We start from the raw sequence: 21,810 nt of genomic DNA, 5'->3' as shown, positions 1-21,810 counted from the left end.
CGCGCCTCCGCCCGGTCAGGGACGGCGCCGGAGCGCACCGGTGCCCAGGGTGACGAGACCCGCGACGAGGAACGCGCCGACGGCCGCGCTCATCCACGGCTGCGGGACGAAGCCGAGCAGGTCACGGGCGTCGGTCCAGAACGAGGTCCACCAGGCCAGCTCCGGGGCGACCGGCAGCGCGGCGAGCATCCACCATGCCGCGAAGCCCAGCAGCCACGGGGCCACCATGAGCCAGCGCGAGGGCGCGCTGTCGGAGGTGTCCCAGCGCCTGGCGCCGCCGAGCAGGAAGTAGTCCACGGCGAGCACCGCGAACATCGGCACGAAGACCGCCCCGATCAGGCTCAGGAACGCGGTGTAGGTGTCGACCTTGACGAAGATCGCGAGCAGGGTGACCAGTACCCCGATGACCACGGAGATGACCCTGCGGTCCAGCCTGGGCATCAGGTTCTGCAGCGACATGGTGGTGGAGTAGACGTTCACGAACGACTGGTCGGTCTCCCTGAGCACCAGGATGCCGAAGAACAGCGGGCCGAGCGCCGCGGCCACGAAGGGGTCCCAGACCCGTTCGGTGTCGTTGCCGACCAGGGCGAGCGCCGCGATTCCCAGGACCAGGCAGGCCACCTGGGTGATCGTGTAGCCGCCGACGACACCGGTGAACGTGGCCCTGCCGGACCTGGAGAACCGGGCGAAGTCCGCCGCGACCGGCACCCACGAGACCGACAGCGCGATCACGTAGTCGACCGAGGGCGCGAAGGCCTCCCACGATCCACCGCCGATGGACGGTCCCCGGCTGAACAGGGCGACCGCGAACCAGATCATCGAGACGACCACGCCGGCGGTGACGTACCGGCGGAGCAACCGGACCGCTCCCAGCGGCCGGATGCTCAGCGCGGTGGTGATCACCCCTCCGACGACCACCCAGACCGCGTACGGCACCTCGATCCCGAAGGATCCGGCGATGGCCTGGGCGCCCTGGGCGATGACCCAGAGCTCGAACGCGCCCCAGCCGAACATCTGGATGATGTTCAGCACGGTCGGCAGGTACGAGAGCCTGGCGCCGAACAGCCCACGGAGCAGGACCATCGCCGGAGCGCCGGTCCGCTGCCCGGGAATGGCGGCCAGGCCGACCATCGCGGTGCCGATGACGCTGCCCACGACGGCGGCCAGGACCGCGGCCACGAAGCTCAGCGGCCGGTCGCCGAGCGGATCGATCAGCGCGATCGCGCCGGAGAATCCGAGCAGGCTGACCCCCAGGTTGGCCCAGAGCGCGCCCTGGTCGAGCACGCCGAGCTCCTTGGGAGGAGCCTCGTCGAGGGTGAGGGGAGCCTCGGCTGACTTGGAGTCAACGACGGCAGGCGACATCACACGCTCCCTACGCCGGCATTACCCGGACAGGTTCATGCGGTCGGCAGCAGCTGTAGCTGCCCTCTCAGCCTGGTTGCCCCAAGCTCCCGCGCTGGTTGATACGCAAAGCCGAGATCACCCCAGCTCGCGCCCATCATGATGCACCATCTGTCTGGATTCGGCCAGCGCGGGGTTCGCGCGACCGTCTCACGAGACGAGTCCGTGCACGTCCGCAGAAGTACAGCTACGTACGTAGCGATAGCTGTACTTCACGGCTGTTGTGCGCCACGAGGTGAACCGCGCCGAGTCTCCACGAAACCCGGCGCGGTTCAGCGTGCTCAGCGCGCTCCTGGTTTGTCTGGCAATCGCACGACGGCGGTACCGGCCTGGGACTCGCCGAACCCCCAGCCTGCAACAAGGGAGCAGCCGACCGCTTCCAGGACATCGGTCCACGGCCAGTAGTCGGTGCCGCAGTAGAAGCCGCCCTCGCTGCGCGCGTCGTCCTCGGTGAGGCAGAGCATGCGGAGATGGTCGCGGAGTGCGGGATGCGTGACCGCGCTCAGCCTTTCTTCCCAGGGCTCGTCGGCGGAGCGGGCGTCATCCATGTCGTGAATCGACACCAGGTGTTCGGGGCCACGCTCGGTGAACGTGGCGGCCCGCATCGCATCGGTGAGAGTGCCATCGGTGGCGACGCGCAGCAGCACGGTCAGCCAGCCGTTCAGTTTCTTGGATTTCTTGTTGGTCAGGTCGACGCCATGGCGGCCCAGGAGCGGTCCCAACTCCGCGCCGTGCACCAGCACTTCACCGGCTTCATCGACCGAGGAGACGGTCCGCAGGTCGGCGACGAAGGTGTCGCCGAACGGCCGGGGGCCCTTGTGCCCGCCGTCGCCCCACGGTCCCGTTCCTGCCAGGAGTTCGGCGTCGAAGCGGAACAGCGACTCGCTCAGGTTGAACTGCCATGTCCAAGGGGAGAAGGGGTACTCACCGTCCGAATCCGGAAGGTACCTCGGCTCCCGACCTGACAGCGCGTCAGGGGTGGCCCAGGGATTCGGGAACAGGAACTCGTCGAGGGGGTCCGAGGCGTAATACACCCCGTATCTGGCGGCGGGGTCGACGGTCGGCTTTCCATCGAGCAGTATCTCGAAGGCACTGGCCAGCGCGGCACCCCACCTGCTGAGGTCAGTCGCCGGGTCCGTCTCGGGTGTCACGATGAGCACTCCTTCATGTCGTGTCGCGTAGCTTGACGCAAGGTATCGGCCGCCATTGGCACTTCCCGGGGCCAATGGCGAAATCCGCCGCAAAGGCGGACGTGATACTTCCAGCCTCGTTGCTTATCGGCATCGGTAAAACCACGTAACACGGATCCCGGGTTCGAAAACACGCACTTAGTGCTGCGTTCCTTTTTGAGCGGCAAGATTAGACGTACTATCAGGGCCCCGCGGGCCGTTGATGGGCGGTGAGGCAGTGCCGAAGCTCCTGTTCGCGCGGGCGCCGAAGGACGCGATCGAGGAACGCAAGATCCGCAAACTGGCCGGTGCACGACATGCTCCGGCCGACTGGATCCGCAGAGCTCAGATCATCGCGTTGAGCTGGGAGCGACTGCGGGTGCCGCAGATCGCCCGCGAGCTCGGTTGCGCGGAGAAGACGGTGCGCTACCGGCTGGCGCGCTTCAACGCCGAAGGTCTGGACGGATGGGGAGATCGGCCCGGTGTCGGCCGTAAACGACGGATCGGCGAAGCTGAGCGCTCGCAGATCATCGCGTTGGCCCGCACCTCGCCGCCGGGCCGGCCGGTGCGCGATCGGGCAACCGGTGAGCTGTCCGCGGCCGATGAGGCCGGGCCGGGCAACTGGACGCTGGACACCCTGACCCAGGCCGCCCACGAGCTGGGCATCGTGGTAGCACGCTCGCAGGTGCGACGGATCCTGCTGGCCGAGGGGGTGCGCCGGCGCCGCACCCGTTCCTGGGCCACCAGCCATGACCCCCACTTCGCCCCAAAAGAACCCAGGTTGTTGCCCTCTACACCTGCCCGCCGCCGGGAGTGACGGTCGTGGCGGCCGACGAACTCGGCCCGGTCCTTCCCCGAACCTTCGATCCCGCCCCCGGCTGGAGCAGCGACGGCCGGAGGATCAAAGCCGCTCTGGAATACAGTCGCGGGCAGGAAAAGACCTGGGTCTACGGCGGCCTGCGCGTCGCTGACGGCCATGCGGTCACCATGACCGCCGCATCGCGCAACAGTATTGGCTGGCAGCGCTTCCTGGCCCTGCTGGAGAAGAGCAACCCCACCGGCACGATCGCGGTGATCACCGACAATCTCTCCAGCCACAACAGCGTCTCCACCCGTCGATGGCTCACTGAGTATCCACGGATTCAGCAGGTGTTCATCCCCAAGGGTGCCTGCTGGCTCAACCTGCAAGAAGCCTGGTGGCGCATCTTCCGCCGCCAAGCCCTGGCCGGGCAGACCTTCGCCGACCCCGACGAGATCGCCTACGCCACCGCCGTGGCGACCACGCAGCTCAACACCCGCGCCCACCCCTGGATCTGGGGCCGCCCGGCTCCCGAGCCTCGTCAGCGCCGACGTCGTTTTATCTACCTGCTTTGAGGAACGGAGCACTAGGTGACTGGTGTTAAGCGGGCCATGTGGAGCATGTGATCGTGCCGGGTGGCCCGCTCAGGTCGGCTCCCTGACAGATCTGGCCGATTCCGCACTCGACGGGAGGATGGGGCGGGGCCGTCCGGGACGGCTGAGGCGGTGAACCGCTGCCTCAGTGCGTTCCAGGATCACCATGACCCGCTCGAAATCCTTTGGGCCGTATACGCCCTCCGGGATTTCGTTGCCGCACTTGTCCTTCTGGCCGGGCTCTGTCTGATAGCCCTCCATGTCCACATTGAGCCGAACCCGGCGTACCCGGTACGGACGCGGACCTCGCCCGGTTCGTCGAGCTCCTCCTGGTCGATCGACCAGTCCATCTTCGGCATGCTCTCGCCCACGATGATCGCGTGTCTAGGAAGTCGTTCAAGCGCCGATATGAGCTCAGAACGACGACTTTCTCCGGCAGGTCCAGGTCGAGGACGACCGACGTAGCGGTCGTAGTCCTCCGGACCGTTGGGACAGAGGAGGAGCTCCGCTGTCAGAGCCACCCGGTCATCGCAGGTATCCGGCCCGACCCATGCCCCAAGCGGCGGACGGCCCGGGCAGGCGATGCCGCATCGTGCCATCTCGGCGACCATTTCCTGGTAGGCGAGACGGCAGGAGGGGCCTATCATCGTGGTCCGGTTCCCGACCAGTTCGCCGGCGTCTTTCAGCGACTTGAGAACGCCCGGTGCTGACCGTCCACAAACGCACCGGGCCAGCACGGTCTGCGGGACGCTCAGGAGTCAGTCCGCCTTGCCTATGGGGGTGCGCTGGCGGCCGAGGCCGTCGATTTCGACCTCCACCACGTCACCGGCCCGCAGGTAGGGGAAACGCCCGGACAGGGCGACCCCTTCGGGGGTGCCGGTGTTGATCACGTCTCCCGGATCCAAGACGGTGAATTGGGATAGGTGCCAGACCAGGTGGGCCACGCTGAAGATCATGTCCTTGGTCGAGGAGTCCTGTCGCGGCTCGCCGTTCACCCAGGAGCGCAGCCTGAGGTCCTGCACGTCGGCGATCTCGTCGGCGGTGACGAGCCACGGGCCGAGCGGCTGGAAGGTCTCGCACGACTTGCCCTTGGACCACTGGCCACCGGATACGGCGAGCTGGAAGTCGCGTTCGGAGACGTCGTTGGACAGGCAGTAGCCGGCGATGTGCGCTACGGCGTCCTCCGGGGAGGCCAGGTAGCGGGCCGTGGTGCCGATGACGACGGCCAGCTCGACCTCCCAGTCGGTCTTGGCCGAGCGGCGAGGGATGAGAACCTGGTCGTTGGGGCCGATCACGGTGCCGGGCGCCTTGTAGAACATCACCGGGTGCTCCGGCGGCTCGGAGCCGGATTCGGCCGCGTGGGCCGCGTAGTTCTGGCCGACGCACAACACCACTCCCGGGCGCGGGACGGGTGCCGCGATCCGCTGGCCGGTCATGTCGATCTCGGGCAGGTCGGTGGCCGCACGGATCCGCTCGAGCCGGTCCGGCGTGAAGAAGCGGTCATCGGTGACGGACGACAGGTCGTAGTAACGGCCGTCGCGGCAGAGAGCGGGACGTTCGGCACCCGGAGGTCCGATGCGGGCCAGCTTCATTGGGTGAACTCCTCATGGTTCTCGCGGTGGCCGAGGGCGGCGGACAGGGAGCGGGACTGCTCTCGCAGGGTGTCGAGCATGCGTTCCTGGGTGCCTTCGTCGACGCGGATACTTGGCACGGAGCAGCTCATGGCGGCCACGACCTCTCCGTCGCGTCCGCGCACGGGAACGGCGACGCAGAACACGCCCCTGGTGTACTCCCCGTCGTCGGTCGCGTAGCCGGCGGCGCGCACCTCGTCGAGCACCTGCCGCAGCTCGCCAGGGTCGGCCACCGTGGTCGGCGTGAAGCGCGTGAGCTCGGCCCCGTCGAGCCTGCGGTCGAGCTCTTCGGGGTCGAGGTGGGCGAGCAGAACCTTGCCCAGGCCGGTGGCGTGCGCGGGCAGCCTGATGCCTACCCGCGACACCAGCTGCAGCACCTGGTCGGCGTCGACCTTGGCGATGTAGACGTTCTCCAAGTCGTCCAGGACGGAGAGCTGAACGGTCTCGTTGAGCGTGTCGCGGGCGGCTTCGAGATAGGGCAGTGAGATCGTGGCGAGGTCGGCGCCGGCCCGGTAGGCCTGGCCCGCCTCCCAGTAGCGGACGCCCAGCCGGTAGACCTTGCTTCCCGGGTCGAAGACCAGGTGGCCGCGACCGCTCATGACCTTGAGCAGGCCGTGCAGGCTGCTCTTGGGCAGCTCCAGGGCCGTACGGATCTCCGGGAAGGTCAGGCCGTCCGGATGCTTGGTGAGCAACTCCACCAGCAGCATGACGCGCAGCGCCGACTTGATCGTGGGGGTGCTCTCGTCGGCGCTGCTCACGGTCTGCTCCTCAGGATCTCATCGCCACATACGTACTAGTTCAGGATAGCGAACCAAACTTCACATGAGTGACCGAATGGGCAGGGCGCACCTGCCGCCGGGGCCGATGAGCAGCTCGCCAAGGTTCAACTGGCCGCAGGAGAACTGTGTCGGCTCGGCGAACCGCTCCTCGAAGAGCACCGTCCCGCCCGGCGCCCTGACCACGACGTCGTCATAGAAGGTACGGTCCCCGTCACTCGAGCCGTGGCGGAATCCGATCGATCCGCGCGCGTGCGTGGAGTCTGTGACACTGTCGATCTGGATGCCGTCGATCAAGGTGGTGATCTGGTCGCCCACGGCCTGAATCGTGAGGTGGTGATCCCGGTTGACCTCGACGAAATCCGGCAGCGGTAGCACCGGCAGGCGCCTGATGCTCCCCTGGTCGAAGACGAGCCGGTGGAGCTCGCCTCCGTTGCGCGCGGGCTGAATCGCCCACCAGTAGAAGCTGCCCTGGTCGAAGGTGTCGGCCGTCTTGTTGACCCGGAACGCCACCCCCGCGGACCAGGTGGCGATGCGGAAGTCGAGGTCGAGCGTGTAGTCGGTCCAGCCGTCGCCCAGCGTTCCGCCAGCCGTGGTGTATGGGCCGGTTCCGGCCGAGTTGGTCCCGCGCACCCGGTACAGGTACGGCACGCCAGGCGCCGCCGTGCTGTCGAGGTAGCGGCGGTGCATGGTGCCCGCGCTGTAGCCGTTCGTGATCGTGGTGAACGGGCCGCTGCCCGCCTTGCGTTCGATGACGAAGGACTCCGCCCGTTCTGCTCCACCGATGAGGATCTCCATGCCGCTCGCCGCGGGCCGGACTGTCAGCTCGGGTAGCGCCGGCGGGCTCACCGGCCGGAGGCTGAACTCCTCGGCGTACAGGTTCATGGTGCCGTCGGGCTGGGGACGCGAGACAATCATCGAGATGACGCCGTCCGACTCCCAGCGGGCCCGGTCGAACTTCGGCCCCTGGTCGAGCAGCCCGATCGGTCCGTCGCTGATCCGGTAGACGGTCCAGTCCGACCAGCCTGACGCCGCGTCGGCGACGTACCCGAACAGGGCCCCGGACACGATCGCGTAGAAGTGCAGGTTGTTGCCGGCGTCCACGAACGCGTCGCCTCGCCGGATCGGCTCGTTGTGCGTCAGCGTCTTGATGGGCGGTAGGCGGACGGAGGTGTCGTCGATGAACTGCCGGTGCCACTGCCCGTCCGTCGTCCGCCAGAAGTGTACGTAGTGGAGGTTGGACGCGGGCACCGTCGTGGAGACGTAGGTGATGATGTGCGGCTGCCGGAGGTTGTCCAGGGTCATCACGCCCTGGTTCATCAGGTTGGAGTGGACCGGCACCGCGACGGCGACGGCCGGGTCGGCGAGCGCCAGCGGGTCGCCGGACGGCAGGTCGGCGATCTTCGTTCCGGCGTTGTTGCGCCAGGTGAGGCCGTTGTCGTCGCTGTAGGCGTAGTGCACGTCGTGGTTGGAGGCGAACGTGCTGGCGACCTCGCGCCAGGTCCAGGTGAGGTGCAGCCTGCCGGTGTCGTCGAAGCGCACGTCGAACAGGTACGCGTTGCGTGACGTCGAGTCGTCCCACGGAGGATAGACGCCCTCGGACGACAGCAGCATCCCGGTCCGGCTCCAGGTGCCTGTCGCCCCGTCGTATCGGTGCAGGTAGGTGTCGCCGTCCCCGGAGATCCCGACCCGGTAGATGAAGAACAGGTCGCCGTCCGGATGCTGGATGAAGCGCGGATACGTCACCTGCTGCTCCAGCGGTCCCCCTGCCACCAGGGGCCCCGGGCTCTCGAAGTGGGCGGCGGTGATGGTCGCCGGTGGCGAGGTGAGCAGGCCCGCGACGGATCGCATGTACCGGAGCGGGTGCGCGTGGTGGTCGTAGGACAGGTGAAGGCGGCCGTCGGCCTGGCTCACGCCGAGGACGGCGTTGTGGTGGGTGTCGGTCGGAGCCGACAGGCGGTGCGAGAAGCGCACGAGCTGTACCTCGCCGGTGCTCACCTGCCGCCGGGACAGCGTGAGGCGCAGGTCCTCGGAGTAGAAGATCGCGTACTGGAAGTCCCCGACGGTGAGGACCTTCGACTGGTCGGGCCCGTAGTTGTTCCAGTCGTGGGTTCCGGTCGCGATCACGGTGGAGCGCTCCGCCGTGATCCTTGCGGGTTGGCCATCTGCCTGGGCCGGCCCGCCGGACAGGGCCACCAGGGTGATTGCCGTGGTGATGAGCGCGAACGAACGTAACAGTCCCATGACCTCTCCAGGTTCATGTATATGAACTTGTATTCACATATACGTTAACAGCCGCGAATCAGCGTGACCAGATGTCGCTTTTGTTTCGGCTGAGTGGTTGACAGTGCAGACGGCGCCGAACTAGCGTTCAGAAATCCGATCGCTAGTTCATGCATCTGAACATAGCGTGATCCGGGAGGAGCCAGGCAGTGAATCGATGGGCAGGTGCGAGTCGCCTACGCCGGCTCGGGCAGGTGGCCGCGGCGGTGATGCTCGCAGGGAGTCTCGCCGCATGCGGTGGGGGCTCCTCCAGGCAATCCGGCGGCAACGTGATCCGGGTGTGGACGTTTCTCAGCTCGGAAGGCACCTCGCCGCGCGAGGTCGTGCTCAACGAGCTCATCGCCGAGTTCGAATCCGCGCACAAGGGCGTGGACGTCCGGGTCGAGGCCCAGCCGTTCGAAGAGCTCGAGGCCAAGTTCATGACCGCGTCCCAAAGGGGCGACGCGCCCGATGTGATCTGGGCGCGTGACTCCTTCCTTCACCTGCTGGACGAGGCGGGCGTGCTCGCCGACCTCAACAAGCACCTGAGCAAGGAGTTCACCGGCCAGGCGCTCCCCGACCTGTTCGAGGTGTTCGCCCAGAAGGCGGTCTTCGACGGCCGCAGGGTGGCGCTCCCCATCTGGCCCACCCCCGCGCAGGTGCTCTTCTACCGTCAGGACGTCCTGAAGGCCGCGGGGCTCGACGCGCCGCCCCTGGGATGGAGCGCCTTCTCCGCGGCGGTCAAGGAGCTGACCAAGGACTCGCGGTTCGGCCTGGGCCTGCCCGCGAACGACACGGGTGTGACTCCGTTCCTGATGCTGCTCAACGGCTTCAAGGAGGAGGCCTTCGACAAGGAGACCGGCCGCTTCGACCTGCTCGGGCCGCAGTCGGTGCGGGTCGCGGAGACCATCCGCGCGCTGGCCACCTCCGGGGCCGTCGCCGGCGACACCATCACCGCGACCGGGCAGGACATCCAGGACCAGTTCGCCTCCGGGCGCTACGCCATCGCCATGGCCTTCGGGCCGCGCTACTCCGCCTACGTCGACTCGGCCGCGGGCTACGATCCCGCGACGCTGAAGGTCGGCGCGTGGCCCAGCTTCGACTCCGAATCGCCCAGCGCGCTGCTCGGGCCGTACTGGAACATCGGGCTATCGGCGAAGTCGGACAACCTCGACACTGCCGCGGCCTTCGTCGAGCATCTCTACAGCAAGGAAGCCTCACTCGCCTGGGCGAAGAAGGCGGGGCAGGTCCCGGACCGCCGGTCCGTGCTGAAGGATCCCTTCTTCTCCACCGACAAGGGCGAGGTCATCACCGACTTCGTCAAGATCATCGAGGCTGACGGCGCACGCGTGCTGCCGCAGCGCATCGAGGACGTCACCAAACTCGCCAACGTGCTCAACGGCGCCGTCCAGCGGCTCATCGGCACGAAGGACGACGTCAAGACGATCCTGAAGGACGCGCAATCCGAGTTGGGCTGGGGTAAATGAGTGCCGTCCCGGCTCCTCGGCGGCGGGCCGCCCGAGCGCCCTACGTGCTGGTAGGCCCTGCGGCGCTGCTGATCATCGCAACCAACCTGATCCCTGGGCTCGCGGCGTTCTACACGAGCCTGCGCGACATGGTCTTCTTCAACGACCGCGGCTTCGTGGGCATGGACAACTACGCCGAGCTGTTCGGAAATCCGGCCACGTGGAAGGCGGTCGGAGTCTCGCTGCAGTTCACGTTCGCCGCACTCATCCTCGGGGTGCTGGCCGCCCTGGTCACGGCGTTGGTGATCAACAGGATGGGCGGGACGGGCCGGCTCATCATGACGCTGTTTCTCATTCCGTGGGCGATGAGCCCGTTGGTCGTCGCCATCCTGTGGAAATGGATCCTCGCCCCATTCGAGGGCGGGCTGCTGGCAGGAATCCTGCAGTTCATCGGCTTGGGTCCTGTGGCGTTGCTCTCTGACAATCTGGGAGCACCCGCGGCGCTGGTCGGGGTGGCCGTGTGGCGCACCTTCGCCTTCGGCGCGATCCTCCTGCTCGCCGGGCTCGCGCAGATCCCAGCGGACCTGTACCGAGCCGCGTCGGTCGACGGGCACAGCGCATGGGAGCAGTTCCTGCGCATCACGCTGCCCCTGCTCAAGCCGTCGATCCTGATCGTCGTGGCGACGCTGACCATCAGCTACTTCAACGAGGTCCAGGTCATCATCGGACTCACGGAAGGCGGACCGATCAAGGGCACGACGACCCTGTCGTACCTGCTCTACGAGATCGGTTTCGAGGAGAGCAACCAGAGTTACGGCAACGCCATCGCGGTGCTGATGTTCGTGATCAACATGCTGTTGATCCTCGCGTACGTGCGAATCCTCGGTGTGGAGAGGACAAAGCGATGAGTCGGCGATTCCTCTTCGTGGCGTTGCTGGGACTGGTCCTGGCCCTGGTGGTGGGCCCGCTGGTGTGGTCCCTGGCGACCTCGCTCAAGCAACCCGGGCAGATCCTCTCGGCGCCGCCCGCGCTCCTGCCCGATCCGGCCACGCTCGACCACTACGCACGGCTCGGGCGCGAGGGGGTCATGCAGAACCTCCTCAACAGCATTGTGAACTCCCTCGCCACCGTGTTCCTGGCCTTGGCCGGGGGCGCGGCGGCCGGATATGCGATGTCCCGATTCCGGTTCAGAGGGTCGCGCTTCCTCCTGGTGTTCTTCGTCGCGGCGATGACGATTCCCGCGTACTCGCTGCTTCTGCCCACCCAACTCCTGTTCGACCGGATCGGGCTGCTCGACTCCGTGGTGACACTGCCGATCCTCTACATCGCCCACGTGATCCCGATGGTGGTCTGGGTGACCAAGACGCAGTTCGACGCGCTGCCGATCGAACTGGAGCAGGCCGCGACGGTCGACGGCTACTCCCGCTGGGAGGCCGCACGCAAGATCGTGATTCCCGGCGCCAAACCGGCGTTGATCGCGGCCGGCGCCTACGCGTTCCTCGTCGCCTGGAACGACTACATCACCGCGGCGACGATGACCTCATCGCCCACGTTGCGGACGATGCCGGTGGCGTTGACCTTCTTCCAGGGATTCCACGGCCGGGAATGGGGGCCGCTCATGGCCGGGGTGGTCATCGCGACCATCCCGCCTGTCGTGCTCTTCATCGTGTTCAGACGCTATCTGGTCGGAGGCTTTCTCTCCGGCGCGATCAAGGGATGATGACAGTGACAGACCGTAGCGCTTACCCGACCAACAGGGCCGCGGGAATCAAGCTGAGCAAGCTGACCAAGAAGTTCGGCGATGTCGTCGCGGTCGATGCCCTCGACCTGCAGATCGAAGCAGGTCAGTTCGTCACGCTTCTCGGGCCGTCCGGATGCGGGAAGAGCACGTCTCTGCACATGATCGCCGGGCTCGAGCGCGCGACCAGCGGCACGATCGAGATCGGCGGACGCCCGGTGTCGGAGGTGCCGCCCCAGGATCGCGACATCGCCATGGTCTTCCAGAGCTATGCGCTCTACCCGCACTACACGGTGTGGGAGAACATCGCCTTTCCCCTGCGGGCCAAGCGCCGCCGTACGTCGAAGGTCGAGGTGGAAGAACGCGTGCGCTACGCGAGCTCCGTGCTCGGGCTCGACCAGCTACTCGACCGGTACCCTCGCGAACTCAGCGGCGGACAGCGGCAACGCGTGGCCCTTGGACGTGCGACGGTCAGGCAGCCGGCTGCGTTCCTGCTCGACGAGCCGCTGTCCAACCTCGATGTCCAGCTCCGGCTCGAGATGCGATCAGAACTCAAGGACCTGCACGAACGACTCGCGGCGACCATGGTCTACGTCACGCACGACCAGGCGGAGGCGATGGTCCTGTCGGACCTGGTCGTGGTCATGAACGGCGGGGTCGCCCAGCAAGTGGGCACGCCCCTGGACTGCTACAACAATCCGGCCAACACGTTCGTGGCCAGATTCCTCGGCGAGCCGGGCATGAACCTCCTGACCGGCCATCTCGAACGTGAGTGCCTGTTCGTGGCCGACAGCGTCCGCGTCGGCGTCGATGAGCCGGCGCCCACCGGCGTCGAACGCGCGGTGCTCGGTGTGAGACCGGAGAACCTCGCCATCGGCGCGATCGGTGACGACGGAATCACCGGCACGGTCCGTTCTGTCGAGCTGCTCGGCTCACGCTCGCTGCTGAGGGTCGTCGTCAACGACCAGACCGTGACGGCGAGCGTTCCACCTGTGGTGGGCGTACGGCCCGGCGACGAGGTCACGCTGAAGGTCACCGACAGCGCGCACATCCGGATCTTCGACGCCGACACCGGGACGGCGCTGGCGGGCTCGCCCAGGCACGCGCACGTGCCCGCCCCCTGACCCGCTCAACCCTGACCCCACACGGAGGTATGGAATGTCGGAACGTGTCACGCTCATCACCGGTGCCGCGGGAGACCTCGGCTCGGCTGTCGCACGCCGCCTCAGCGCGAACGGCGACGCCCTCATCCTGGCCGACCTCGACGCCGAGGCTCTGGAGAAGCTCGAGCACGAACTCAGTGCCGCTGGAGGCGCGGCGCTGGCCGTACCGACGGATGTCACCGACGAGGATTCCGTGGCGGCGTTGGTCGCTCACGGGGTCGACCGGTTCGGCCACATCACGGCGCTGTTCAACAATGCCGGGATCTCGGGTGGCACCTTCCCCATCGCCGATCACCCGCTGGAGAGCTTCCGGCAGACCATCGAGGTCAACCTCATCGGGATCTTCCTCGTGCTCAAGCACACATTGCCCGTCATCGCGGCCAACGAGGACGGATGGGTGCTCAACACGGCATCGGAGGCGGGTCTGAAGTCGAACGAGCGCAGAGGGGCGTATGCGGCGTCCAAGGCCGGGGTTATCCAGCTGTCGCGTGCGTGCGCCCTGGAGTACAGCTCGCGGGGAGTCCGGGTGAACACCCTCTGCCCCGGGCCGCTCGACGGCAAGCTGATGCGCATTTCGGAGTCCGGCATGGACGACCCAGAAGCCTTCCGCCAGCGCCTCGCGGACGCGTCCGCCGTGGGGCGCTACGGCGAGCCCGACGAGGTGGCGGGATTCGTCGCCTACTTGCTGACCGACGCCCCTCGCTATGTCACCGGGGCCGTGATGTCGGCCGACGGCTGCCGGCGCTGACGATGACGACCATCAGGAGGGTGACGACGCGGGGGATTGCCTATCCGGCGGGCCCGCTGCATCGTACGCGGTGGGGCGCGCAGGAGGAGGCCTGCCTGGTCACGGTCGAGTCGGACGACGGCAGTGTGGGCACGTCCATCGCGAGGTCGCACCAGGGCCTGTCCTACGCGCCGATCGCCGACGCGGTCCTGCACGTGCTCGCGCCCCTGATCATCGGGCGGCGGATCGACGACCAGGACGACGTGAAGACGCTGTGGTCGTCGATGATGCACATCCATCTGGCGCAGTACGTGCCGGTCTTCGCGGTGAGCGCGCTGGACACCGCCCTGTGGGATCTCCTGGGGAAGTCGAGGGGACTGCCGGTGGCCGCGCTCCTCTGCGACAGGCCAGCCGGCACGGTGCCGGTGTACGCCAGCCTCCCGCACTTCGACAGCTCGGCCGACGCTCTGCGGTCGGCCGAGGCGACGCTGGCCGCGGGGTTCTCCGCTCTGAAGGTGCACTCCACGGCCCGCCATGATCACGACCTCGAGGTGTGCGGGAAGCTCCGTGCGGAGCTCCCGGCCGCCACGCCGCTGATGTTCGACGCCACGCGACGCCTCGACAGGGACGCCGCAGAACATCTGGCGACGCTGCTGGCCGAACTCCAGTTCACATGGTTCGAAGAGCCGTTCGAGCCCTTCGACGTCGACTCCTACCGATGGCTCGCCGAGCGATGCAGCATTCCCTTGGCGGCCTTCGAAACCGCGCCCGGTGGCCCCGGCGCGGCGCGCTGGGCCATGGAGCAGGGCCTGGCCGAACTGTTGCTGATCGACTGCTACTGGAAGGGCGGCCTGACGGGCGCGCTGGCAGTCGCCGACGATGCCGCCAGGCTCGGGCAACGGCTCATCATGCATCATGGGGCGAGCGCCACCATGAACGCGGCCAACATCCAGCTCGTGGCGGCGCGGCCGGAACTCGGCCACATCGAGCTTCTCGTGCCGTACGGACAGTACGACGTCGGTGTCGTCCTCCCGGAGCTGGTACCCGGCGTAGGCCTTCGGGTGTCGGCCGAACCGGGAATCGGCGCTCGCCTGGATGAGGAGTTCCTCGACAGCCACACCGTTTCGGGCTCGGTACGGACAACGGATGCGCCGGCGGGCGTGGTGCCGTGACGCGCGTGGTCGTGATCGGCGCAGGGGCGATCGGCGGCTACCTGGCGGGAAGGGCCGCCGACGCGGGCCACGAGGTCGTGGTGTGCGCGCGTTCGGAGATCGACGCGATACGGCTCGAATGTGACGGCGTCGTACGCACGCTGGACGTGCGGGTCGTGACGCGGGTCGCCGATGTCGCGTCGGCCGAGGTCGTGGTAGTGGCGACTAAGACGCACCAGGTTCACGGCGTCAGGCACTGGCTCCATGCCGCGGTCACACCGGCGACGACGGTTCTCGTGGCGCAGAACGGTATCGATCACCAACCCGTCGTCGCCGAATTGCCTGAGGAGCCGGGTTGCGGTCGGCCCAGGGTGGTGCCGTCCGTGCTTCATGTCGGCGCCGGTCTGCGCGCTCCCGGGTGGGTGGTGCATCGTGGGGGTGACCTCATCTACGTCCCCGACGACGACGGTGGCCGTCATGTCGCAATGGTCCTGTCAGGTGACGCGCTCCAAGTCGTGCCCACGACGCAGTTCCGCAGGCTGCGATGGGAGAAGTTCTGCTTGAACGTCGGCACTGGCGCGGTGACGGCGTTGTTCCGCGCACCGCTCGGCATCACAGAACATCCCGCTGTTTCCGGCCTCGTCCGCGGCCTTGCGGACGAGGCGGTCGCGGTCGGCCGAGCTCGCGGTGTGGCACTGCCGGAGGACCTTTCCGAGCGGATCGTGCTCAGCGCACGGTCGCGATCGCCGGATCACCGCACCTCGATGCTCGACGACACGCTCGCCGGCCGCCCGCTGGAGCTCGCGGCCCTCAACCAGACGGTCGTCGACACGGGCGCCGAGGTCGGCGTCCCGACGCCCTTGAACGAACTCGTGGTCCACGCGTTGACAGCTAGGAGTGAGATCGGTGGCTGACCCACAGGCGGGATACCGCGGACGCCTGACATGCGCTCAGGTGGACGCTGCCGTGACAGCCGTGCGGCGGGCTGCCGCAGAGGCGGGGGTGCACGTCACGACCGCAGTGGTGGACGAGGCCGCGGTCCTGCGCGCCTTCCACCGGATGGACGGTGCGTCGCTGATCAGCGTCGAGCTTTCGCTCGGCAAGGCCAGGACGGCGTCGTCCACAGGTCGCGCCACCCATCAGTGGGCTGACCTGCTGCGCGACGACAACGACCTCCGCCACCAGGCGACGACCAGCATTCCCGGCCTCGTCCTCTTCGGCGGCGGACTACCGATCAAGGACCACACGGGCGCGTTGATCGGCGGCCTCGGCGTGAGCGGGGCCCGTCAGGACCAGGATCTCCAGCTGGCGAAAGCCGGTCTTGAGGCAATCGAACTTCGTGAACGGAGCAATGTATGACCTCGAACCCGTACGCGGGCGTCGATGTTTCGGGCCAGCGGGTCCTGGTCGTCGGCGCCGCAGCCGGTATCGGCCGGGCAACGGCGGAGTTGCTTGCCGCCCGCGGAGCCCAGGTGATCTGCGCCGACCGCGACGCCCCGCGGGCGGCGGCTACGGCCGCGAACCTGCCTGGCGCGAAGGCGGTGGAATTCGACATCACCGACGACCTGCGTATGCAGGATGAGATCGCGACGCTGCTCAGCGACGGCCAACCCCTGCAAGCCATGGTGAATTGCGCAGGTGTCACCGGTGTCACCGGCGCGCCGAGCCACGAGATCGACGTCAAGGATTTCGACCGCGTTCTCGATGTGAATCTCCGTGGCGCGTTCGTGCTCTCCCAAGCCGTTCTGCCCCACATGACACGGCACGGTTACGGCAGAATCCTGCACGTGGCATCGATCGCCGGCAAGGAAGGCAATGCTGGCATGGTGTCCTACTCGGCATCCAAAGCCGGCCTCATCGGCATGGTCAAGGCGATGGCCAAGGAGTACGCCGAAACTGGCGTGACGATCAACACGATCGCTCCCGCGGTGATCAGGACTCAGATGGTCGACGCCATGCCTGCCAGCCAGGTCGACTACATGACCTCCCGGATCCCGATGCGCCGTTGCGGGACTCTCGACGAGATCGCTGAGGCGATCGCCTGGGCAGTTTCTCCGGCCGCCGGTTTCACGACCGGGTTCGTGTACGACCTCAGCGGTGGACGGGCCGTCTACTGACAGACAACCCGGTCGGTCCCACCACTCCAAGGTCACCGGCGCACGCATCCCCCGCCGGGCGCAATCTCGCAGCAGGTCCGCCCACGACTCCGTGGACTCGCGGTAGCCGTCGGTCAGCGCGATCAGCTCCTTGCGGCCGTCGGCGCGCACCCCGATCATCACCAGCAGGCACAACCGCTGCTCTTCCAGCCGGACGTTGACGTGGATGCCATCGGCCTAGAGGTAGACGTAGTCCGCCTCCGACAGGCCCCGGCCGGCGAAGGCGCGCTGCTCGGCCTTCCACTGCTCGGTCAACCTGGTGATCACCGCCGCGGACAGTGCGGATGCCGAATATTCATCCGCACAGGTCATAGGCATGATGGGCGATCTCGGCCCGGCGGGTGTCCCGAGCGCTGCGCCGGTGAGCGGCCATGATGCTCGGTTGTGGTGCTGCGCTTGGCCTACCGCACGATGATCACTGCCCGCTCGGCCGCAATCTCGTGATGGACCTGCAGGAAGCCGGGAGCACCGCCAGATTCCTGATAGGTGACCGGGACGCGAAGTTCACCGCGGCCTTCGACGCCGTGCCGGCCGATGTGTCCTTTCCCAAGGACGGGAAGATGTCGGCGGGGGTGGCCCGCCAGTGGTGCGAGGCGCTGGGCAAGCGGGCCAACTGCCAGGTCGCGGTCAGCCTGCACGCCGCCTGTGACACCGCGTCCGTGCCGATCTCCTGGCGGCTGTTCCTGCCCAAGGAGTGGGACGAGGACGCCGGACGCCGCTCCAGGGCCGGGATACCGGATGAGGTGAGGCACCGGGAGAAGTGGCGGCTGGCCCTGGATCTGATCGACGAGGCGATCGGCTGGGGCCTGGCCCCGAAGGTGATCGTCGCCGACGCCGGCTACGGCCAGATCACCGCGTTTCGCCACGGCCTGGCCGAGCGCCTGGCCAAAATGCGCTGGCGTATCGAGCACGACTACCGGGAGATGAAACACGGTCTGGGCCTGGACCACTTCGAGGGCCGTACCTGGCGGGGCTGGCATCACCACGCCACCCTGGTCACCGCCGCTCATGCCTTCCTCACGCTCCGGCGCCTGGACCCAAAAGCCCCAGCGCCGGCCTGACCTTCTACCAAGTCCTGGCCGCGCTCCAGGACCTCATCCGCGCATGGACCGGCGCGTGCCCCACCTGCCACCGCGACATACCCGCCGCAGTACGGCCAGAACACCACCCACCCGAACAACCTAACGAAGTACTACTAGCGGGTTCTCAGCCAGGCTACTGCTGTACTTCGTAGCTGTACGGACGACAAAGGGGTCACCTACGCCACCTGTAGGTGGCCTCTGACCTGCACAGGGGCCACGCGATGGGCCGTGACGGCACTGTCCGGACAGGTTCATGCGGTCGGCGGCGCGTTAGAGGGTCTGTGCGACCCTCTGCGTGGTTCCGCCCTCTCAGCCCGGTCACGCCCGAGCTCCCGCGGTAGATAATTCGCGCCGTTTATGCCATTTATTCCTTTCTTGGCAAGGACCGCCTCCTCGATGGACGTCGACTCAGGCCCCCGAGCCACTGAGACCGCTCAGGCCACTCAGGCCACTCAGGCCACGAACGGGTCCTGACCGCTCTCGGCGACCATCGAACGCCCCGCCATCTCCCAGGACTGCATACCGCCGCCGACGTTGATCGCGTCCCGGCCCACGTGGTTGAGCCAGGCGGCGGCGTTGGCGGAACGGCCGCCGACCCGGCAGATCACGTAGACGGGCGCGTCCTTGGGCACCTCGTCGACCCGGGACTGCAGCTCACCCAGCGGGATGTGGACGGCTCCCGGCGCGTGCCCGGCACGCCACTCGTCGTTCTCGCGTACGTCGAGCAGGAACGCGTCATCCGGCACGGCCCGTGCCTCGACCTCAGGAACACTCATGCGCCCATTGTTCCAACTCCCACACCTGATGGGTGCACAAAGCCTCTCGGACGCCCTCATCCGGACTCTCAATTTCCCCTGATAGTGAGCTAATTCACCACAACTGACCGACTGGATCGGCCAACCTTCGGCGCCCCGCGGCCGAAGGACCGGCGAGACCGCCGCCAAGGAGAGCGGAGCCGAAGGCGAGGGAGGTCAGGAGGCCGGGAAAGACGAAAGCCGGCCACGAGAGGACGGGCTCAGGGCACGTCCCAGAAGGCGAGTTCGTGGGCCATTCCCTCGGTGAACAGCTTTCCCGCCCTGCCGGGATCGGGTGCCGCCTCGTCGATCATCACGGCGATGCGCTCGGTCAGCTCGGCGAAGGCCGGGTGGGCGTAGGTGTCGACCCAGGCACGGTATCGCGGCTCGTCGGGCGGGTTCTCGGCCAAGGCCCGGCCGAGCGTGGAGTAACCCCACATGCAGGGGTAGAGCGCGGCCAGGCCGTCGGCGTAGACGGCCGCGGAGTCGAGCAGGAAGGAGGTGTAGGCCGCACAGGCAGGCCCCTTTCGCACCCCGCCGAGATCGGCGCCGAACTCCGCGGACAGTGAACGGTGCAGGTTCAACTCCTCGTGGAACGTGGCGTGGGCCAGATCCACCAGGTCGCCCAGGTGCCCGTCAGGGGCCTGCCAGGCGAGTCGCGAGAAAACCCGGACGTAGTCGAGCAGGAACAGGTAGTCCTGCTCCAGCCAGGACCGGAACACCGGCTCGGGCAGGTCCCCTCGCGCGATGCCGACCACCGTCGGGTGCGCGAGCTGCACCTCGACGAGCGGGCGGCCAATGGCATGCAGTTCCTTGGAAACACTCATAATCCGGGCATTGTGTCAGGTGAGGGCGGCGGCGCCGAAGGAGACGCCGAAGCGCTTGCACCAGATGGTGACGCTCTTCAGGCTGTCGAGGTCGGCCCCCGCGGGGATGGCGTAGTTGGCGTTACCCCGGTTGCCCTTCAGCTCGCCGAGTTCGAGGTGCTTGCCGTCGTCCAGGTTGAACCATCCGGCCCTGCCCTCCTTGACGGGCTGGTCACTCAGCCAGACCCGCAGATCCGGGCCGTCGGAGGTGTCCAGGTCCTCGATCCGCAGGACCCGGCTCCCATCCGGGAGCTCCAGCACCCTCGCCTTGCCCGTGGTCTCGTGCTCGTGGGAGATGAACGTGCCCTTGGCCAGGTTTTTCGGCCCCTCGGGTGCCTTGGCGGGCTCGCTCGCCCCGTCTTCCACCACCGGGGTCGCCTCCGGCCCGGAGGTCACGGCCACGGCCGGCAACGCCTCGTTCACCTCGACCGTGGTGAACAGGCGCCAGGGCTGGAACAGGTAGAGGGCGACGCCGAGCACGACGGTACCGACTGCCAGAACGCCCCACGTGGCGGGGTGTCGGAGCAGTCTTTTGATCCTCATCGAATACCTCCGGCGTGGGGGCCCCGGCTCTGGTCCTCGAGGCCGAGACCGGCCTCGGGATCGACGCTACCGGTGCCGTGGTCGCGCGCCGCTTACGGAGTGCTTACGACCACGGCGGGGGCAGCGGCCCTACTTGGCGAGGACGTCCTTGGGGACGGGCTTGTCCTCGGCCAGCGCGTCGAACAGGCGCAGCGCCTTCTCCCGATCCCACTTGACGACCGCCTGACCGTTGATGGTGGGCAGGGAGCCGACCGGGACGACGGTGGTGACCGGGTTGTCACCCATGGCGAGACCGAGGGAGAGCAGGTCGAAGGCGCCGGTCTCCTCGCCCACGGACACCGAGTCGGCGGCGCTCAGCGCGAGCGGCACGGAGGTGAAGGGGTTGATCAGGACCCCGGGGCTGGCCGCCTTCTTCACCACCGCGGAGAAGAACTGCCGCTGGCGCTGGGTCCGGTCGAAGTCCGGGATGGTGCCGGTGGCACGGGTACGGACGTAGCCGAGGGCCGTCCCGCCGTCCATGAGCTGGAGCCCCTTCTTCAGGTTGATCCCGGCCTTGGGGTCCTTGATGGCCTGCTTGACGTCGATCTCGACCCCGCCGATGGCGTCGACGATGCCCACGAAGCCGCCGAAGCCGATCTCCATGTAGTGGTCGAGCCGCAACCCGGTCACCTTCTCCACGGTCTTGGCGAGCAACTTGGGGCCGCCGTCCTGGAAGGCGTAGGCGGCGTTGAGCTTGTCGCTGCCGTGGCCGTCGATCGGCACGTAGGAGTCACGCGGCAGGCTGACCAGGGTCGGGCGGCCGTCACCGTCGGGGATGTGCAGCAGCATCATCGTGTCGGTCCTGCGGCCCACGGCCTTGCCCGTGGCGAGCTTCTTACGCTGTGCCGCGGTCAGGCCCTCCCGGCTGTCGGAGCCGACCAGCAGCCAGTTGGTGCCGGGGGTGTCGGCGGGCCGGCCCTCGTAGTCGGTGAGCGCCTCGATCCTGGTCAACCGGGAGTTGATCATGAAATATCCGCCGATGGCCACGACCAGCAGCACGACGAGCAGCCCGGCGAGGATCCGCACGATCAGCCTGCCTGGACGCTTCGGGCGCCAGCCCGACAACCGCGGCCCGCCGCCACCCGGGCCGCCGGAGCCGACGCGGGAGCCGTCGGAGGAGGCGTTCAGCGGTCTGACCGGGCTGGAGCCCGACCTGGCCTTGCCGTACACCCGCGAGCCTCCCCGGGGGGGCGGCACCTCCTCACCCGCGGACGCCCCCCGTCGGGTGGACCCCGCCGGCCCGCCCGGCAGGGGGTGGGCGGGCTGCCCGGCCGCTCGCTGCGGCGCGGGCCCCGGCGTGGGCGACCGCAGCGCGCGAGTGCGATCGTCGTCTTCGGGCCAGTCAGCCACGTCGTGTCCCGCCACTTCTTGATCTCATGGTGAAAACGTCATTATCGACGCTACGTCGCGGCTCACGCGCATGCCGCAGGGTCCCCAAGGTTTCCCTATGTAAA

At 67.7% G+C, this 21,810-nt stretch carries 20 protein-coding genes, 2 pseudogenes and 1 riboswitch; of the genes and pseudogenes, 12 read left to right on the top strand and 10 right to left on the bottom strand.

Annotated elements, in window-relative coordinates; genetic code table 11:
- Positions 1–15: 15 nt before the first annotated feature.
- Both ABT130_RS16875 and ABT130_RS16870 read right to left on the bottom strand, forming a co-directional pair.
- Positions 16–1,362, bottom strand: a complete 1,347-nt coding sequence (locus ABT130_RS16875; protein ID WP_350956356.1) for a purine-cytosine permease family protein — start codon at positions 1,360–1,362, stop codon at positions 16–18.
- A riboswitch (TPP riboswitch) is annotated at positions 1,353–1,465 on the bottom strand. Its footprint overlaps the gene before it by 10 nt.
- A gap of 217 nt (positions 1,466–1,682) precedes the next feature.
- Positions 1,683–2,552: a hypothetical protein gene (locus ABT130_RS16870; protein WP_350956354.1), complete on the bottom strand. Its 870-nt coding sequence runs from the start codon at positions 2,550–2,552 to the stop codon at positions 1,683–1,685.
- A 256-nt stretch (positions 2,553–2,808) separates the two neighbouring features.
- Here ABT130_RS16870 and ABT130_RS16865 point away from each other — a divergent pair, with 256 nt between their 5' ends.
- Both ABT130_RS16865 and ABT130_RS16860 read left to right on the top strand, forming a co-directional pair.
- Positions 2,809–3,387: a helix-turn-helix domain-containing protein gene (locus tag ABT130_RS16865; RefSeq protein ID WP_350956352.1), complete on the top strand. Its 579-nt coding sequence runs from the start codon at positions 2,809–2,811 to the stop codon at positions 3,385–3,387.
- A 5-nt stretch (positions 3,388–3,392) separates the two neighbouring features.
- Complete coding sequence (locus ABT130_RS16860) at positions 3,393–3,944, top strand: transposase (protein WP_350956350.1); 552 nt, start codon at positions 3,393–3,395, stop codon at positions 3,942–3,944.
- Positions 3,945–4,720: 776 nt separating this feature from the next.
- Here the strand turns inward: ABT130_RS16860 and ABT130_RS16855 are convergent.
- Genes ABT130_RS16855 through ABT130_RS16845 form a run of 3 tightly spaced genes read right to left on the bottom strand, consistent with a single transcriptional unit; the run spans position 4,721 to position 8,613 of the window.
- On the bottom strand, positions 4,721–5,554 hold the full coding sequence (locus ABT130_RS16855; RefSeq protein ID WP_350956348.1) for a fumarylacetoacetate hydrolase family protein: 834 nt from the start codon (positions 5,552–5,554) through the stop codon (positions 4,721–4,723).
- Positions 5,551–6,351, bottom strand: coding sequence for an IclR family transcriptional regulator (locus ABT130_RS16850; RefSeq protein WP_350956346.1), 801 nt, complete (start codon positions 6,349–6,351; stop codon positions 5,551–5,553). The genes ABT130_RS16855 and ABT130_RS16850 overlap by 4 nt, the downstream gene beginning before the upstream one ends.
- A 60-nt stretch (positions 6,352–6,411) precedes the next feature.
- Entirely contained in the window at positions 6,412–8,613 is a 2,202-nt protein-coding gene (locus ABT130_RS16845) for a BNR-4 repeat-containing protein (RefSeq protein ID WP_350956344.1), read from the bottom strand.
- 188 nt (positions 8,614–8,801) lie between these two features.
- On the opposite strand from ABT130_RS16845, the gene ABT130_RS16840 reads away from it, so the two are divergent.
- From ABT130_RS16840 to ABT130_RS16800, 9 genes are read left to right on the top strand one after another with little or no spacing between them, the layout of a single operon-like run.
- Positions 8,802–10,118, top strand: coding sequence for an ABC transporter substrate-binding protein (locus ABT130_RS16840; protein ID WP_350956342.1), 1,317 nt, complete (start codon positions 8,802–8,804; stop codon positions 10,116–10,118).
- Complete coding sequence (locus ABT130_RS16835; protein WP_350956340.1) at positions 10,115–11,005, top strand: carbohydrate ABC transporter permease; 891 nt, start codon at positions 10,115–10,117, stop codon at positions 11,003–11,005. The genes ABT130_RS16840 and ABT130_RS16835 overlap by 4 nt, the downstream gene beginning before the upstream one ends.
- On the top strand, positions 11,002–11,817 hold the full coding sequence (locus ABT130_RS16830; RefSeq protein ID WP_350956338.1) for a carbohydrate ABC transporter permease: 816 nt from the start codon (positions 11,002–11,004) through the stop codon (positions 11,815–11,817). The genes ABT130_RS16835 and ABT130_RS16830 overlap by 4 nt, the downstream gene beginning before the upstream one ends.
- Before the next feature lie 5 nt (positions 11,818–11,822).
- Complete coding sequence (locus tag ABT130_RS16825) at positions 11,823–12,959, top strand: ABC transporter ATP-binding protein (RefSeq protein WP_350956336.1); 1,137 nt, start codon at positions 11,823–11,825, stop codon at positions 12,957–12,959.
- A gap of 34 nt (positions 12,960–12,993) precedes the next feature.
- Positions 12,994–13,746 carry an SDR family NAD(P)-dependent oxidoreductase gene (locus ABT130_RS16820; RefSeq protein ID WP_350956334.1) on the top strand — a complete coding sequence of 251 codons (753 nt, stop codon included), beginning with the start codon at positions 12,994–12,996 and terminating at the stop codon, positions 13,744–13,746.
- A 20-nt stretch (positions 13,747–13,766) separates the two neighbouring features.
- Positions 13,767–14,897 carry a mandelate racemase/muconate lactonizing enzyme family protein gene (locus ABT130_RS16815; RefSeq protein WP_350956332.1) on the top strand — a complete coding sequence of 377 codons (1,131 nt, stop codon included), beginning with the start codon at positions 13,767–13,769 and terminating at the stop codon, positions 14,895–14,897.
- Positions 14,894–15,790 carry a ketopantoate reductase family protein gene (locus ABT130_RS16810; protein WP_350956330.1) on the top strand — a complete coding sequence of 299 codons (897 nt, stop codon included), beginning with the start codon at positions 14,894–14,896 and terminating at the stop codon, positions 15,788–15,790. The genes ABT130_RS16815 and ABT130_RS16810 overlap by 4 nt, the downstream gene beginning before the upstream one ends.
- Positions 15,774–16,235, top strand: coding sequence for a GlcG/HbpS family heme-binding protein (locus tag ABT130_RS16805; protein ID WP_350956328.1), 462 nt, complete (start codon positions 15,774–15,776; stop codon positions 16,233–16,235). The genes ABT130_RS16810 and ABT130_RS16805 overlap by 17 nt, the downstream gene beginning before the upstream one ends.
- Positions 16,232–16,993 (top strand): SDR family oxidoreductase, encoded by a 762-nt coding sequence (locus ABT130_RS16800; protein WP_350956326.1) that lies wholly within the window; start codon positions 16,232–16,234, stop codon positions 16,991–16,993. Before ABT130_RS16805 ends, ABT130_RS16800 begins: the two co-directional genes overlap by 4 nt.
- 33 nt (positions 16,994–17,026) lie before the next feature.
- On the opposite strand, the pseudogene ABT130_RS16795 reads toward ABT130_RS16800, so the two are convergent.
- Positions 17,027–17,323: pseudogene (locus ABT130_RS16795) on the bottom strand (transposase); the annotation flags it as partial.
- Between the two features lie 242 nt (positions 17,324–17,565).
- Here ABT130_RS16795 and ABT130_RS16790 point away from each other — a divergent pair.
- Positions 17,566–18,093, top strand: a pseudogene (locus ABT130_RS16790) (IS701 family transposase); the annotation flags it as partial.
- 473 nt (positions 18,094–18,566) lie between these two features.
- Here ABT130_RS16790 and ABT130_RS16785 read toward each other — a convergent pair.
- The 4 genes from ABT130_RS16785 to ABT130_RS16770 all read right to left on the bottom strand — a co-directional run bounded on the left by ABT130_RS16785 (position 18,567) and on the right by ABT130_RS16770 (position 21,706).
- Positions 18,567–18,890: a rhodanese-like domain-containing protein gene (locus tag ABT130_RS16785; protein ID WP_350956324.1), complete on the bottom strand. Its 324-nt coding sequence runs from the start codon at positions 18,888–18,890 to the stop codon at positions 18,567–18,569.
- Between the two features lie 239 nt (positions 18,891–19,129).
- Positions 19,130–19,735, bottom strand: coding sequence for a TenA family protein (locus ABT130_RS16780; RefSeq protein WP_350956322.1), 606 nt, complete (start codon positions 19,733–19,735; stop codon positions 19,130–19,132).
- Between the two features lie 15 nt (positions 19,736–19,750).
- Positions 19,751–20,317, bottom strand: coding sequence for a DM13 domain-containing protein (locus ABT130_RS16775; protein ID WP_350913975.1), 567 nt, complete (start codon positions 20,315–20,317; stop codon positions 19,751–19,753).
- 129 nt (positions 20,318–20,446) lie between these two features.
- Positions 20,447–21,706, bottom strand: coding sequence for an LCP family protein (locus tag ABT130_RS16770; RefSeq protein WP_350956320.1), 1,260 nt, complete (start codon positions 21,704–21,706; stop codon positions 20,447–20,449).
- Positions 21,707–21,810 lie beyond the last annotated feature (104 nt).

Origin of the sequence: Streptosporangium sp. NPDC001681, assembly GCF_040298085.1 — a bacterium.
Taxonomy (GTDB): domain Bacteria; phylum Actinomycetota; class Actinomycetes; order Streptosporangiales; family Streptosporangiaceae; genus Streptosporangium.
Note: the sequence above shows the minus strand (reverse complement) of the source record. Positions and strands in the feature narration are given on the sequence as shown.

What these genes read in the sequence shown, in the direction of transcription:
- ABT130_RS16775 (WP_350913975.1), bottom strand. Translation starts at nt 20,317, where the DNA reads ATGAGGATCAAAAGACTGCTCCGACACCCCGCCACGTGGGGCGTTCTG.
- ABT130_RS16800 (WP_350956326.1), top strand. Translation starts at nt 16,232, where the DNA reads ATGACCTCGAACCCGTACGCGGGCGTCGATGTTTCGGGCCAGCGGGTC.
- ABT130_RS16835 (WP_350956340.1), top strand. Translation starts at nt 10,115, where the DNA reads ATGAGTGCCGTCCCGGCTCCTCGGCGGCGGGCCGCCCGAGCGCCCTAC.
- ABT130_RS16875 (WP_350956356.1), bottom strand. Translation starts at nt 1,362, where the DNA reads ATGTCGCCTGCCGTCGTTGACTCCAAGTCAGCCGAGGCTCCCCTCACC.
- ABT130_RS16855 (WP_350956348.1), bottom strand. Translation starts at nt 5,554, where the DNA reads ATGAAGCTGGCCCGCATCGGACCTCCGGGTGCCGAACGTCCCGCTCTC.
- ABT130_RS16845 (WP_350956344.1), bottom strand. Translation starts at nt 8,613, where the DNA reads ATGGGACTGTTACGTTCGTTCGCGCTCATCACCACGGCAATCACCCTG.
- ABT130_RS16820 (WP_350956334.1), top strand. Translation starts at nt 12,994, where the DNA reads ATGTCGGAACGTGTCACGCTCATCACCGGTGCCGCGGGAGACCTCGGC.
- ABT130_RS16785 (WP_350956324.1), bottom strand. Translation starts at nt 18,890, where the DNA reads ATGAGTGTTCCTGAGGTCGAGGCACGGGCCGTGCCGGATGACGCGTTC.
- ABT130_RS16830 (WP_350956338.1), top strand. Translation starts at nt 11,002, where the DNA reads ATGAGTCGGCGATTCCTCTTCGTGGCGTTGCTGGGACTGGTCCTGGCC.
- ABT130_RS16780 (WP_350956322.1), bottom strand. Translation starts at nt 19,735, where the DNA reads ATGAGTGTTTCCAAGGAACTGCATGCCATTGGCCGCCCGCTCGTCGAG.